Source organism: Streptomyces sp. NBC_01445 (assembly GCF_035918235.1).
GTDB lineage: Bacteria > Actinomycetota > Actinomycetes > Streptomycetales > Streptomycetaceae > Streptomyces.
The window spans coordinates 8982065-8996843 of the sequence record NZ_CP109485.1 but is presented as its reverse complement, the minus strand read 5'-3'; the positions used below and the strand labels follow the sequence as shown (position 1 = coordinate 8996843).

10 protein-coding genes are annotated in these 14779 nt (G+C 68.9%); 1 reads left to right on the top strand and 9 read right to left on the bottom strand.

All coding sequences use genetic code 11. The annotated features are described in order from the left end of the window. Positions 1-74: 74 nt before the first annotated feature. From OG574_RS41040 to OG574_RS41025, 4 genes are all read right to left on the bottom strand, one after another. Entirely contained in the window at positions 75-3299 is a 3225-nt protein-coding gene (locus tag OG574_RS41040; RefSeq protein WP_326777323.1) for a family 78 glycoside hydrolase catalytic domain, read from the bottom strand. 187 nt (positions 3300-3486) lie between these two features. After that, complete coding sequence (locus OG574_RS41035; protein ID WP_326777322.1) at positions 3487-4749, bottom strand: ABC transporter substrate-binding protein; 1263 nt, start codon at positions 4747-4749, stop codon at positions 3487-3489. Positions 4750-4851: 102 nt separating this feature from the next. Then, positions 4852-5673, bottom strand: coding sequence for a carbohydrate ABC transporter permease (locus OG574_RS41030; RefSeq protein ID WP_326777321.1), 822 nt, complete (start codon positions 5671-5673; stop codon positions 4852-4854). Continuing rightward, positions 5670-6473 (bottom strand): carbohydrate ABC transporter permease, encoded by an 804-nt coding sequence (locus OG574_RS41025; protein WP_326777320.1) that lies wholly within the window; start codon positions 6471-6473, stop codon positions 5670-5672. Before OG574_RS41025 ends, OG574_RS41030 begins: the two co-directional genes overlap by 4 nt. A gap of 500 nt (positions 6474-6973) precedes the next feature. Between OG574_RS41025 and OG574_RS41020 the strand changes: the two genes are divergently transcribed. After that, on the top strand, positions 6974-8014 hold the full coding sequence (locus tag OG574_RS41020) for a LacI family DNA-binding transcriptional regulator (RefSeq protein ID WP_326777319.1): 1041 nt from the start codon (positions 6974-6976) through the stop codon (positions 8012-8014). 116 nt (positions 8015-8130) lie between these two features. Here OG574_RS41020 and OG574_RS41015 read toward each other — a convergent pair whose 3' ends face one another. The 5 genes from OG574_RS41015 to OG574_RS40995 form a co-directional block, all read right to left on the bottom strand. After that, entirely contained in the window at positions 8131-10965 is a 2835-nt protein-coding gene (locus OG574_RS41015; RefSeq protein WP_326777318.1) for a family 78 glycoside hydrolase catalytic domain, read from the bottom strand. Beyond that, positions 10962-12269, bottom strand: a complete 1308-nt coding sequence (locus OG574_RS41010; protein ID WP_326777317.1) for an MFS transporter — start codon at positions 12267-12269, stop codon at positions 10962-10964. Before OG574_RS41010 ends, OG574_RS41015 begins: the two co-directional genes overlap by 4 nt. A 189-nt stretch (positions 12270-12458) precedes the next feature. After that, entirely contained in the window at positions 12459-13544 is a 1086-nt protein-coding gene (locus OG574_RS41005; protein ID WP_326777316.1) for a LacI family DNA-binding transcriptional regulator, read from the bottom strand. Positions 13545-13587: 43 nt separating this feature from the next. Next, positions 13588-13872, bottom strand: coding sequence for a formyltransferase family protein (locus tag OG574_RS41000; protein WP_326777315.1), 285 nt, complete (start codon positions 13870-13872; stop codon positions 13588-13590). Positions 13873-14195: 323 nt separating this feature from the next. Continuing rightward, entirely contained in the window at positions 14196-14705 is a 510-nt protein-coding gene (locus OG574_RS40995) for a transglycosylase SLT domain-containing protein (protein ID WP_326777314.1), read from the bottom strand. Positions 14706-14779: the final 74 nt, after the last annotated feature.

The window sequence follows — 14779 nt, the reverse complement described above, 5'->3', positions numbered from 1 at the left end:
GTCATACCGCGGTTCACCGGGCGGGGGCAGGCCATGGGCCTGCCCCCGCCCGGACCCGTTGGGCCGCTCAGGTGCTACGTCGCGGGGTGCACGCCTCGTACGGTGAAGTCGTACGTTCCTGACCCGACCTTGTAGACGGCGCGCTCCCCCTCGACGCGCTGGAAGTCAGCGCCGCGGGGTGCGTCCGGGGAGTTCGTCCCGCCCTTGGGGACGCGAACCTCCGCTGTGGTGTTCGGCGGCACCTGGATCGTCAGCCGGAAGGTGTCGTCCTTAAGGGTCCACTCGGATGCGACCTCGCCGTACGGGGTCTGGTAGCTGCCCTCGACGTGGGTGAGGTCTCCGACGATCCTCGGGTCGATCACCAGCTCACGGTAGCCGGAGGAGCCGGGCGCCTGCCGGATACCGGCCAGGCCCGCGTGGAACCACTCCTCGACCTGGAGGAGGATCATGTGGTTCTTGGAGTTCCCCATGTCCCACTGTTCCGGGAGGGTGGTCAGGCCCTTGGGGTTCGCGGTCGTGGGGGCCAGGAAGAAGCCGTAGCTCGGGCGGGTGTCCTCCTGCAGCACCTTCCACAGGACGTCGTCGCGGCCACCGGCCGTCAGCGCGCGCACGATCGGTGCCAGGCCGATGGTGCCGCCGCTGAAGTGCGGACCGCCGCCGAACGGCTGGAATCCGTTGACCAGTTCGACGAGCGCGTCGAGGACGCGTTCGCGTTCGCCGCTCGGGACCAGCCCCTCGTCGAGCGCGAGGGCCTGGGCGGCCTGGGTCGCGCCGGTGGAACCGAGCGGGCCCTCGCTGGTGTAGCGGCCCAGGGCCGGGTTGTAGAACGCGTCGTTGAACGCGCTCTTGATGGCGGCGGCCAGGCTGCGGTACTCGGCGGCGTCGGACTTGCGGCCCAGCAATGCGGCCATCTTCGACATCCGGTCGGCGATCTGGTGATAGCCCCATGTGCCGGTGATGCGGCCGGACGTGGCTTCGGCGCCGATCCAGTCGCCGAGCGCCGCGTCGACGATGTGGGCGTTCGCGCCGGTGCCGGCCTTCTGCGTCCGGATGTAGGTGACGAAGGCCTGCATCTGGGGGTAGTAGCGGGCCATGGTCTGGGTGTCGCCGTACGTCTCGTAGAGGAACCAGGGGGTGAGGATGATGCCGTTGCCCCAGTTGATCTCGTCGCCGAACCGGCCGGTGTAGCCCCAGTCGTAGACGGGTGCCTTCAGGGCGACGTTGCCGATGTTGTCGCCCGCCTTGGACTGGCCTTCCGCGAGATGGCGTTCCATGGTCCGCAGGAAGGCTGCGTAGCCGAAGTGGCGGTGCAGGGACGCGAAGGGCTGCAGGTAGTCGGCGGGGTAGGCGAGCTTCTCGCGGCCGGGGCAGTCCGTGAACGTGGACATCGTGTTGCTCATGACCGAGTACCGCGCCATCCGGTGGATGCGGTTGATGCGGTCGTTGGAGGTGGTGAGGTGGCCGGCGGTGGGGACGTCCGCGTGGAGCTGGAGTCCCGTGATCGTGTCGGCGGTGGGCCGGTATCCCTTCGGCAGTCCGGTCACCTGCACCCACTGCATGCCGAAGTAGTTGAACTCGGGGTGCCAGCTCTCGCCCTTGGTGCTGCCGCGGGTGGTGTAGGCGGTGAAGATGTCAGTGCCGCGGCTGCCGCCTCCGCCCATGATGGATGCCTGGTCGACGGTGCCGTCCGCGTTCAGGGACTCCGCGGGAAGCATCTTGACCGTCAACCCGGCAGGGATCTTCCCCTCCAGGGTCAGTTGGGGCCAGCCGGCGAAGTTCTGGCCGAGGTCGAAGACCCACACGCCCGGCTGGGGCTCGGTGACCGAGACGGGACGGAGACGGTCGGCGATCTTCACCGGCTCGCCCGCGCGCCAGACGAGGTCGGTCGTCAGATTGGGCGGCGGCGCGATACCCGCGGCCACCCAGCCGACCGGTGAGCCGTCGCGGCGGCGGGCGCCCTCCCCCAGGTCGGTGCCGGGGTCGGTCCACCCGGCCTGTTCGCGACGGGCGTCGTAGTCGGTGCCGGAGTACCAGTTGTTCGTCGTGGTCGGGCCGAGCGAGGTCTTCCACGTGCGGTCGCTGACGACGGTCTCGACCGAGCCGTCGGCCCGGGTGATCTCAAGGCGGGCGATCATGCGGGGTGTGACGGCGGCACCGGCGCTGGGGTCGGTGCTCGCCCGGGAGTTGCCGGAGCCGGTGACCGTGGCGTCGGCGGCGTGCGGCTTCTTGAGGGCGGGCTGGAAGGTGATGCCGGTGCCGTCGGCTCCCGCGGTGCCGATCGCGGTGATGGTGCGCGACTCGAGGCGCTCCCCGCCGTCCCCGGTGTCGATGTTGACGGTGCCGCCGACGTGGTAGTTGCTCGTCGCGCTCACCTTGACGGTGGTGTCACCTGGGGCGGCGGGGGCCGCGAGGGTGCCACTGCCCTTGAACTGGCTCTGCCACCAGCTGTACGGGGCTGACCGGCCGGTCGCCGGGTTGGTGACCGAGCGGGTGACCAGAGCGGGTCCATGGCCCAGTTCGACGCCCACGGTGTTCGCGCCCGTGCGGATCAGGTCGGTCACGTCGTAGGCGCGGTACTCGGCGGAGAGCTGGTAGTTGGAACTGCCGGGGGCCAGCACCTCGTCACTGACCCGCTCGCCGTTGACGTACGCGAGGTGCAGGCCGACTCCCGACAGGTACAGCCGCGCCTTGGTGACCTTCGCGCCCCCGCGCCTGCCGGCGGTGAACGTCCGCGCGAAGAGCGGCAGCGGGTCGCCGACACTGCGGCCGGGGTGTTCGATCCACTCGGCGTCGCCCCAGTCGTCGCGCTTGAGCAGGCCCGTCTCCCAGGTGGCAGGGCGGCTCCACGGTGTGGCCTTGCCGTCCTGGTCCCAGGCCCTGACCTGCCACACGACCGGCTCACGGGCCGGGAGGCCGCGGCCGCGCCACGGGATGTCGGTCTGGGCGTCGGAGTGCACCTTGCCCGAGTCCCAGAGGTAAGGGCCGTGGTCGAGTTCGTGGGCGGTGCGGGCGGCGCGTATCTGGTAGGCGGACTGTACCCAGCCGTCCCGGTGGGTGGTCACGCGCCAGCTGAGTCGGGGGGTCGTGTCGTCGACACCGAGCGGTTCGTCGAGGCGGCCGTTGATGCCGAGCAGACCGACGGCAGCACCGGCCGCCGCCGCGGTGGCGGTGGTGTGGCGGGCAGGAGCGGCAACGGCTGAGCCGCCGGCCACGAGGGGCAGGGCCATTCCGGCCGTCCCGGCGGCGAGGATTCCCACGACGTGTCTGCGGCTGAGCGCGTCACGCGGCTCTGCGGACATGCTGAACTCCTTTAGTGTGCTTGCCTGTTGGGCAGGGGTGTCTTCCCCGAGGGCGTGCTGCGCCCTCAGGGTGCGGACCGGAAACGGATGTCTCCGGCCGGGTGGGGTGGGGTTCGGTGGTGGTGCTGATCCGGGGCGCGGCCGCGCCAGGTGATGCCCGTACGCAGCGGCCGCGCTCGCCGGAGGATCAGTCCCCGGCCTGGTAGTCGGCGTCCATCGCCTTGAGTGCCTTCTCGGGCGTGGACTGGTCGCTGAAGATCTCCTGCAGACCGCTGAGCATGGTCTGCTGCACCTTGGTGTTGGGCCACAACTGGTCCATGAACGGAACGGTCCTGCCGTCCTTGATGAACGTCGACAGCTCGGTCAGCGACGGGTCGGCGGTGTAGCCGGTGTCGGGGAGGGTGGGCAGGCCTCCCTGCTTCTTGGCGTACAGGTTCATGCCTTTCGGTGACATGACGAAGTCGACGAACTTCAGGGCGAGTTCCTCGTTCTTGGCCTTGGCGTTGATGCCGTAACCGGCGCCCGCCGCGGCCGGGACGATCGTCCTGGTGGGGTCGTCGACGGCGGGCAGCGGCTTCAGGGTGTAGGTGGCTTTCGGGTTCTTCGGCTTGAGCAGGGCGATCACCCAGTTGCCCTGGACGATGCCGAGGGTCTTGCCGGTGGCGGCCAGTTGCTGGCTGGCTTCGTAGGTGGTTCCGAGCGGGTTCTTCTGGAAGCAGCCCGTCTTCTCCATCGTCAGGTACTTGTCCAGGGCGGTGGTCCACTGCGACTCGGCGAACGTGGCCTTGCCCGCCTGCATCTTCGTGTCGAAGTCCCGGTCGGGCCCGTAGACGGTCGTGGCAACCAGCGCGTACAGGACGATCTGTGTCACCCAGTTGTCCTGGTTGCCCAACGCGAAGGCGGGGGTGCCCTTGGCTGCGGCGTCCTTGCAGAACTTCAGCAGCTGCGTCCATGTGGTCGGCGCGGTGAGACCTGACTTCTGCAGGGCCTGCTCGTTGTAGACGGCGCCGATGCCGTTCTGCCCGAAAAGCGCGGTGTACGTCTTGTCGTCGTACTGAGCCACGCTCTTGACGGCGTCCGGTAGCTTCGCCGCCCAGGGCCGGTCGGAGAGGTCGCGCAGATAGCCGGGCTCGGCCAGGACGTGCGTGGCGGCCGGGTTGCCGTTGCCCGGCCAGACGGACATCACGTCGGGGGCGGTGCCCGAGGACAGCTGGGTGCGGATCTGCTGCTGGTACTGGTCCGCGCCGCTGGTCGTGTAGCGGACCTTGACGCCCGGGTTGACCTTCTCGAACGCCTTGACGATGTCTTCGACGGAGCCTTGGTCGACCGAGGCGAGCGTGAGCGTCCGGGTATCACCCTTGTCGCCCGCGGTGGTGCCGCCGCTGCACGCGGCCAGCACGGCGACAGCGATGGTCGCGGCTGTCAGGGCCGCCAGTCGGGGTGTCTTCATGGTGTCTCCCGCGAGGATGGACTGCGGTGCAGGGGCATGGGACAGAAGGGGACGAGGGGGCAGTGCCGCGTGACGCGCACCGGGAGGGTGCACCAGTGCCGGTCAGCCACGCAGACCGCCGGCGAAGCCGTTGATGATGCTGCGCTGGAGGGCGAAGTAGACGGCCAGGACCGGCACGACGCTGATCACCAGTGCGGCGAAGATGAGGTTCCAGTCGGTCGCGTACTGGCCGACGAAACCGGCGATGGCGACGGGCATGGTCTGCTGGGCGCTGCCGCTGAGATACAGCAGCGGGGTGAAGAAGTCGTTCCAGACCGCCACGGTGTTGAGGACGAGCGCAGTCACCGTGACCGGCTTGAGCAAGGGCAGGACGACGTGGCGGAATCCTTGCAGAGGCGTGCAGCCGTCGATCAGGGCGGCGTCCTCGAAGTCACGCGGCAATACGCGCAGGAACCCCACGTAGAGGAAGACGGTGAACGGCACCTGCAGACCGGCGTAGAAGAGGATCAGCGCCCACGGAGTGCCCAGCAGGCCGAGGTCGCGCATCGTCTGGTAGAGCGGCAGCGACGCCAGCTGGAAGGGCAGCACGAGACCCAGCATGATCAACAGGTATGTCCCGCGGGACCAGCGTGCCGCGACCCGCGCCAGGGGGTAGGCCGCCAGCGAGGACACTGCCAGCACGATGACGACGCTGACGGCCGTGACCAGGACACTGTTGGCCAGCGCACCGCCCAACGCGCCCTGCTGCCATGCCTGATGGAAGTTCTCCAGCGTGGGTGACGCGGTGGGCCGGATCGGCGACGAGGTGTCCGAGGGAGCGCGGAGGGCGAGGTTGACCAGCACGTACACCGGGAAGCCCACCACCAGGGCCGCGGCGATCATGGATAGTTCCAGGGCGAAGGTACGGCGGCGGTAGCGGTTCACGACGCGGCCCTTTCGTTGCGGGACAGCACGACGTACTGGCCGGTGGAGGCGACGGCCACGATGACGGTGAGGACGACCGCGAGGGCGATGCTGTAGCCGAACTCGCCCAGCGTGAACGCGTTCTTGTAGATCAGCGTGGAGATCGTGTCGGTGGCATGGCCGGGGCCGCCGCCGGTCAGCGCGTACACCTGGTCGAACAGCTTGATTCCGCCGATGATCGACAGCATCAGGTTGATGGTGATCGCCGGAGCGAGCAGGGGCCGGGTGACGGACCAGAAGCGGCGGACCGGGCCGGCCCCGTCGATGGCCGCGGCCTCGTGGATCTCCTTCGGGACCGACTGCAGCCCGGCCAGGAAGATCACCATCGAGTAGCCCGCGAACTGCCACACGATCACTCCCACGACCGCCCAGAGCGCGAGGTCCGGATCGCCCAGCCAGTTCTGCTGCCAGGAGTCCAGGCCGACTGCACCGAGCGCGCTGTTGACCGCGCCGTCCGGGCCGAGCAGGTTGCGCCACAGGTAGGCGGTCACGATCGGTGTGATCACGGCCGGGGCGAACAGGAACACGCGCAGGACGTTGCGCGTCTTGATGGCGCTGTTCACTCCCAGCGCGAGCAGCAGCCCCACGAGGTTCTGGACGACGGTGATCGACACCGCGATCAGCAGTGTGTGCCAGATCGCCCGAACCGCGTCGGGGTCGCCCGTCATGTCGGTGAAGTTGTCCAGGCCGACGAAGGACAGGTCGGGGTCGAGACCGTCCCAGTCGGTGAAGGCGTAGTAGATCCCACGGGCGCTCGGCACCAGGACGACGAAGGCGAAGAGAACCAGCGCCGGAAGCGCGAACCACCACGTCGGCGCCAGGGGCGTGCGACGAGCGGGTACTGAGCGAGCCTCCTGTGGAGGCCGATCGGTTGGAGCGGTCATCACCGGCGGACCCGTTCTGTTTGAAACGATTCAATAAGACACCTGGATCGAGCACTGGCACAGCTGCGCGCGGAGGAGCCCCCACCGCCGTCGTTCCGGTGCGCCCCAGGTCCCAGACTCCAGGCCCCAGGTGGACTGTCGCGCACCCACCCGGCCAGGGGGCTGGTTCATGAGAATGGGCAACGTTTTACAGAAGTTGCGCTGACCTTAGAGTCGGCCTCGCAAGGCGTCAAGATGTCCCGCATGCTGCGACTTCATAACGGCAGAAGCTCCATGTCACCCGGCCCCGCAGCACGGGTAGCGCCTCGGCGGCGTGGCTTTTCGCGCCCTCGGCTCTACACTCTGCGGCAACGTTTCCCACTCCCGGAGGCCCCCGGATGGCACCGCCAGCCCAGCCGCGGCGCGTGACGATCGTCGACGTCGCGCGCCATGCCCAGGTCTCCACGACCGCCGTGTCCAAGGTGCTGCGGGGCGCCTACGGCGCGAGCCCGAGGATGCGGGAGAAGGTGCAGCAGGCGATCGCCGAACTCGGGTACCGCCCGTACGCGGCGGCGCGGGGCCTGCGTGGGCAGACGTACACCATCGGCGTGATGCTTCCGGACATCCGCAACCCGTTCTTCCCCGAGATCCTCGACGGTGTCACCGAGTGGTTCGAGAACACCGACTACCAGGTCCTGCTGGGGCCTGGGTGCAACGGCGAGGAGGCCGAGGCCCGGGTCACGGACGCGATGATCGACCGCGGCATGGACGGCCTGCTTCTCGTCGCCCCCGTGTCGTCGCGGGCCCGGCTCGAGCGCCTCGCAGGTGCGGTACCGATGGTGGTCATCGGCCGTCACGGCCAGTCCACGCGCTACGACACCGTGGTCGACGACGATCTCGCGGGCGCCGCGCTGGTCGTCGACCACCTCGTCTCCCAAGGCCACCGGCACATCGCACACATAGAGCACCTGGAGACCGACCCCACACGCAGCGAGGAGATGCCCAACGCGCGGCGGGCGGAGGGCTACCGCCGCGCCATGCGGGCTCATGGTCTGGCGGACGAGATCGACATCGTGTCCACCAGCTACACGCAGGAGGGCGGATACCTCGGTGCGCGGGAGCTGCTCGCCCGCACCCGGCGCCCCACAGCGATGTTCGCGGGTGCCGACGTCGTCGCCATGGGGGTCCTCGACGCCCTGTCCGAGGCCGGGCTTTCGGTGCCCGATGACATCGCAGTAGCCGGATACGACAACACCACACTCGCCGCACTGCGCCAGATCTCCCTCACCAGCGTCGACCAGGGCGGCCGCGCCATAGGCGGCAACGCGGCACGCCTGCTGCTGGAGCGCATCACGGACCGCGCCAAGCCGACGGCCCAGGTGACGCTCTCCCCCACCCTGATGCCGCGGAACTCCACGGCGCCACCAGCCGAAGGGTGAACAGCGCGCGTCGCTCTTCCCTCCTGCCGACCGCACCCCTTTGCCATCGGCCACACCCTGTCCGTCGACGGCGGCCGGACCGTCCGGCATCGGTACCCACACGCGGTCCGGTCGGCTCAGCCCGCCGTATGCTCGCTCGGCAACGCGGCAAGAGCCGCCTCCACAGCTGCCAGAACGGTGACGGGCGCCTTGTCCAGGGGCTCCCGTAGTTCCCTGCCGCGCCGCCAGCGGGTCGTGCGCCGGAAGGTCTCCGAGCGGGCCTCGTCGATGTTGTGGATGGCATCCAGTACGGCTTCGTACGCCTGCCGGTCATCGATGATCTCCGCGAGACTGCTGCGCAGGGTCAGCCGGCCGCGCTCCTGGACCGGCCGCGGATGGGCTTCCGTCCAGGTGTGCGTCCCGCTGCCCACCTCATAACGCGCTCCGGAGGGAAGCTCGACGACGGCCCGCGCGTTCGACGGGATCTCGGTGTGGAAGTGCACCTGGTCGCCTTCCCGTCGCCATCCGGCACGGGCACGCCCGTACGGGGTCTCGTGCCAGGCCGAAGCGTCGTCGAGGTCGTCGAGGAGGGTGGGCGCGACACGAATCACGCGATACCCCGGCTGCAGCGGGGCGAGGCCTGCGACGCTGCGGTGCAGCCAGTCGGCCACGGCTCCCAGCGCGTAGTGGTTGAACGAGGTCATCTGGCCCGGGTTGATCGACCCGTCCTCCAGCATGGAGTCCCAGCGTTCCCACACGGTCGTCGCACCCATGGTGACCGGGTACAGCCAGGACGGGCACTCGGTCTGGGTCAGCAGGCGTGATGCCGCCTTCACGTGGCCGGTGGCGGTGAGCGCGTCGCCGATGATCGGGGTGCCGACGAAGCCGGTGGCGATGCGGTATCCGGCGGCCCGAACCAAGTCACGTAGCCGGTCGCCCATGGCCTGCCGCTGCTCGCCGACCACGAGCTCGAAGGCGATGGCCAGCGCGTAGGCGGTGAGGGCGTCGGACATCATGCGGCCGTCGGGTGTGACATACGCGTTGCGGAAGGCTTGGGCGATGCGGGCGGCCAAGTCCGCGTAGGTACGGCCCTCGGCTTCCCGGCCCAGAAGGAACGCGGCCTTGGCCGTCAGGTCGGCGGAGCGGAAGAAGTAGGCGGTGGCCACGATCGCCGCGTCGGTCTTGGCCTCACCGGGCCGCTCCGGCGGCGCGTCCGGGTCGAGCCAGTCGCCGAACTGGATCCCTTCCTCCCACAGCAGCGACTCACCGGCGCGTGCGCGCACGACGTCGACCCATGCGGTCATGGCGTCGAAGGAGCGCTGGAGCATGTCGTGGTCGGCGAAGCGTTCCCACATCACCGACGGTACGACCGTAATGGCGTCGCCCCAGGCGGCGACGGGTTCGGACAGGCCTGGCACTTGAGGGATGACGGCCGGAACCACCATGGGGACGACGCCATCGCCGGCCCGCTGTTCGAGCATGACGTCCTCCAGCCAGGAGCGGAGGAAGGCATCACAGTCGTACAGGAAGGAGGCCGTCGGGGCGAAGACCTGGAGGTCGCCGGTCCATCCGAGGCGCTCGTCTCGTTGCGGGCAGTCAGTGGGGATGGACAGGAAGTTGCCGCGCATGCCCCAGACGACGTTCTCGTGGAGACGTTGCAGCAGGGCGTGCGAGGTGGTGAAGTTGCCGGTCCGGGGCATGTCGGTGTGGAGGACGGCGGCAGTGACGCGGTCCGGAGTGAACTGGCCCGGCCAGTTGTCGACTTGGACGTATCGGAAGCCGTGGAAGGTCCACTTGGGCTCCCAGATCTCCTCGCCGTCCCCGCTGAGGGTGTAGTGGTCGGTCGCCGCGGCGTTGCGCAAGGGGCGGGTCCCGAGTTCGCCGTGTTCGAGGACTTCGGCGTGGCGGAGGGTGACGGTGTGGCCGCGCGGCCCGGTGACGCGGATGCGGACACGGCCGACGAGGTTCTGGCCGAAGTCGAGGACGGTGCCGCCGCTCGGCGTGGTCAACACCTGCTCGACGGCGCGGTGTTCGATGACGCGGACCGGGGGCAGCGTGCGCGGGGTGGGGATGACGTCGGGTACGGCGACCAGGCGGACGGCGTCCCAGTGCGCGGCATCGTACGACGCGCCGGCCCAATCGGGCGTCTGCAGGCGGGCGTCGAAAGTCTCCCCCTGGTACAGGCTCGCGGAAACCACCGGGCCCGGAGCCCAGCGCCACCCTTCGTCGGTGACCACGGTGTCCACGGTGCCGTCTTCGTATGTGATCGTGAGCTGCGCTGCCGCCGCCGGAGCGCCCTCATAGAACCGACGAGCGGCGTCCCTGAAACCCCAGCGCTCCGTGTACCAGCCCCCGGCGAGGGTGATGCCGAGGGCGTTGCGGCCCGGGCGCAGGCGCTCGGTCACGTCGGTGACATCGAGGTTGACCCGCCATTGGTAGCTGGTCCAGCCGGGCTTGAGCTCGGCATCGTCCACCGGGGTGCCGTTGAGCTGGATGTCGTAGGCGCCGAAAGCCGTCGTGTGCAGGACGGCCCGGTGCACGGGCCCCCGTACGTCGAAGGTGCCGCGCATCAGGTGCGGTTCGTCCGATCCGGATCCGATGAAGCGGGCCTGCCAGCCCGTGTCACCGGCCGGAGGCAGGAAACCGGCCGTGACCTCGGTCTCCGAGCTCCAGTCGGACGCCGATCCGTCCTTGCCGTGCACCCTCACCCGTACCCGGACCGACTCCAGCGGCTGCAACGGCTCGAAAGGCCAAGGGACTTGTACGGCATCGGGCCCTTCCACGCGCGCCGTGCCGGTGATGCCGTTCCTGGTGATCGCGACGTCCGCCGCGGACTGCGTCCAGGCAGGCGGTGCCGTGACCGTCTTCCACGACAGCGCAGGGCTCGGCGTGGTGACGAACGGTTCGTCGGTCCATCCGATGCGGGGAGCCTGGACGTGCACCGGGTGCATCGTGCGGTCGTGGGATGTCATCGGGTGCCTCCGACGGCGACAGGCGTCGAGGCGAGCGAGGCGGCGGCAGTGCCCACGGCTTCCTTGCGCACGCGCCGGATGACAATCATGCCGATGAGGCCGGAGACCAGCGCGAAGATGGTCAGCAGGATGTAGAGGCCCGACGGGCTCCAGTCGATCAGCGCCGGAGTGACCAGAGCGAACCCTGATGCGGCGAAACGGGCGACGGCCATAGTGGCACCCTGCACCGTGGCCCGGGCGTTGACCGGGAAGGACTCCTGGGTCCAGATCTTGTATAGGGCCTCGCCGACAAAGGGGAAGCCGACGTTGTAGAGAACCAGGGCGACGATCATGGCGGGCAGAACGACACCGCCGGTGACCGCGATGAGCAACTGGCAGGACGCGAACACCACGACGCCCGCGGCGAAGAAGCGGCTACGCCACTTCGTGTCGGCAATGCGCGTGAAGACGATGGTGCCGACCAGGCCGACGAGGGTCGTGATGAAGGAGAGCGCCGTGGCAAAGGTCTGCGAAGCGTCTCCGACCGTCACCAGGAAGTACGTCTTGAAGGAGCCGAAGGTGTTCGCCACCAGGGTGAAGAAGAGGTAGAAGAGCGCGGTCAGGCTCATCATGACGGCCAGCGAGCGGTCGCGGAACAGGGTGCGCAGCGGCAGCGCATGGGAGGCGTCGACGCCTTCGGCGCTGTGGCGGGCGTCGGCTTCGGCCTCCAACTCCCTAAAGGGTGCATAGAAGGCGCGGAAGGCGAAGGTCGCGACAGCGAGGACGGCAAGCGTCGCGAAGATCAGCCGGACTCCGAGCGTGCCCAGAGCGGACACGGCGAAGCCCAGGGATGTCACGAAGACGACCCCGGCGGTCCACATCACATGGGTGAAGGCCACCAGCCTGCCCTGGGCACCGGCCGGTGCACGCTCGGACAGGACCGCGATCGAGGTGGGCAGGTCGGCTCCGGCGGCGATGCCGATCACGATGACGCCGGCGACCAGGACGCCCGCGCCGGGGGCGAGTGCGACAGCCAGGGCGGCGGCCGCGTACACCAGGATCGTCAGGGAGAAGACCCGGCCACGCCCCAGGAGGTCGGCCAGGCGTCCTCCGGTCAGCGCCCCGACGGCGATGAAGAGCGTCAGCGTGGACCCCAGCAGGCCTACGGTCCACACGTCGAGACCGAAGTCCTCTTTCCACAGGGCCAGTCCCAGGCCGACCGAGATAATGGCCCCCGCGTCGAGGAAGGAGGCCATGCCGGCCGCCACGGCCAGGGTCCAGTGTCTTCGGTCGAGCTGCGGCGTTGCCGTGTTCTTCTCCGCCATGCGGTTGCTCCGTTCCTCGCGGGAGGTGCTGCCCATCCAGCTGGCCATCCCGCTGGTAATACGTTTTACCAACGTTGTGCACATGAGAACACGAGGTGACACAGGCCCGTCAAGAGTTCAGCGCGACCCGAAGTGAAACGATTTAATAAAGCGGGACGCCGCGCTGATGCCGTCACTGGTGTCGCCAGGTCAGGCGCCGCCGGTGGAAGCACGCACCACGAGTTCGGGCGAGAACTCCACGTGAGGGGCACTGCGCTCCTCGGCTGCGTCTGCGGGTCCCCGCAGGACCGCGATCTCCTCGAAGAGCAAGTCGGCGGCGGCCGCGCCCAGCTGGGCATGCGGTGTGCGCACGGTGCTCAGCGGTACGACGGTCGACTGGGCGAACTCGATGTCGTCGTACCCCACGACCGCGATGTCGTCCGGGATGCGCAGGCGTCCGCCGGCGGTGAGGGACTGGATGATGCCGATGGCCAGCAGGTCATTGACGCAGAAGAGGGCGTCCGGTCGGTCACCAGGTGCGCGGGCGGCGATGCGCTCGGCGCAGGCGATACCGGCCTCCACCGTCCGCTCGGGCACCGAGATGACCTCCAAGGTGGCGTCCGGCACCGCCTCGATCACCGACAGCGCTCCCCGCTGCCGGTCCGCGACCTGCCGCAGGTCCAGTGAGGACCCGACGAATCCGATCTTTCGGCGCCCCAGCTCGATCAAGTGGCGCACCGCGAGACGGCCGCCGGCGACATGATCCGTCGAGACAGACGCCTGAGCATCGGAGACGGCTCGCCGTGCGCTCAGCACACTGGCTATGCCGCTGCGCCGCAGCCGGGCCAGTTCCGGCTCGACGTCACCCGCAGGAGAAACGATGATCCCGGCCACCCGCTGCTGCTCGAACAGGTGCAGGTACTCGCGCTCCCTCGCCCGGGAGCCCGTGTCGTTCGCCATCAGCAGGTACATGTCCCGCGCCGACACGCGCTGCTCGATCGCCGTGGCGATGTCCGGGGTCGTCGCGCTCGCCAGCTCGAAGGCCAGATAACCGATCACCGGGTTCTCGCCCATCCGCAGTCTTCGCGCCGCGTCGTTGGGCACAAAGCCGAGCGTCTCCACTGCTCGCCGAATCCGCTCGCGCGTGGCATCGGAGAGTTTGCGGGGCTTGTGGAAGTAGTTCGACACCGTGGACTGCGACACGTGAGCCAACTCGGCGACGTCCCGAATCGTGACCTTGTTCAGGAGTCCTCCCCGCCCGATTGTCGCCCACGCAGGGGCCTGCTCCCGGGCCATGCTAATACTGGCCACGCTTGCTGCGACGACGGGTTCCTCCTGGTCACGGCCCCGCCCTCGGAGTGGTTCTCGGCAGGCGCCAACCGGCACGCCGTGTTCCCGCCACCGTCGGCCTCAGCCCTCGTCGCCCACATGTGGGCGGGCGTCGGCGCAGCCGGCTGCCCACCTCGGCGGATGCCGGGTCGACGATCGGCCCTTCGTCGAGATCTTCGGTGACGTAGCGCGCGGTGGGTCCGATCAGCTTCACGCCTCGCTCCTTCGCCTTGCGATAGGACCCGGCGCCCGCGAAGGCGGGGAGGAAGGAGTGGTGGATGTTGATGACAGGCACCCCTGGCGACGCAGGAAATCGCCGGACAGGATCTGCATGTAGCGCGCGCACCACGAAGTCGACGTTTCCGAACGAGGAGAGCGAGGATCTCCGCCTCCGCCGCGGATTTGTCGGGGGCCTTGTGACGGTACGTGGAAGAACGGGGTACCGAATCCCTGTACGTCCTCGGCTGCGGCCGTGTGATTGGAGATCACCATAGGGATGGTGGCGGGGAGTTCGCCGCGCGGTGCCGCCACAGCAGATCCAGGAGGGGCGCTGCCCTCCGTTCGAGGGTTGAGATGTGCCGTGGATCAGTTACGGCGTGTGCGTGTGGTGATGACGGCTCAGTACGCGGAGTTGACGTTGTCGATGGAGCCGTAGCGGTCGGCGGCGTAGTTGGCGGCCGCGGTGATGTTGGCGACCGGGTCCGTCAGGCTCTTGGCGGTGCCGGCGACGTGGTAGGCGTCGAAGGTCGGCTGGATGACCTGGAGCAGGCCCTTGGACGGGGTGCCCTTGACCGCGTTCACGTCGTAGCCGTTCACGGCGTTCGGGTTGCCGGAGGACTCACGCATGATGTTGCGCTTCAGACCCTCGTAGGAGCCGGGGATGCCCTTGGCCTTCATGACCTTGAGGGCTTCGTTGATCCAGCCGTCGACGTTGTTCCCGTCGGTGGCCTTCTTGGTCGACACCGAGTGAGCGGCCTTCGGCGTCGCGGCGGGCTCGGCGGCCTGCGCGGGCGACGGGGCGAAGGTCAGTGCTGCGCCCGCGAGACCGGCGGCGGCCAGGACCGTGACGGTGGCGCGCTTGAAGCGGGTGGGGCGGGCGGCAGCGGTGATCGGGGTGGAGAAGGTCATACGGGATTACCTCTTCATGTTCGGGGACACCGTGCGGCGCCGGCCTGTGGTGGCGCCTGGAGCGGAGTCGGGAT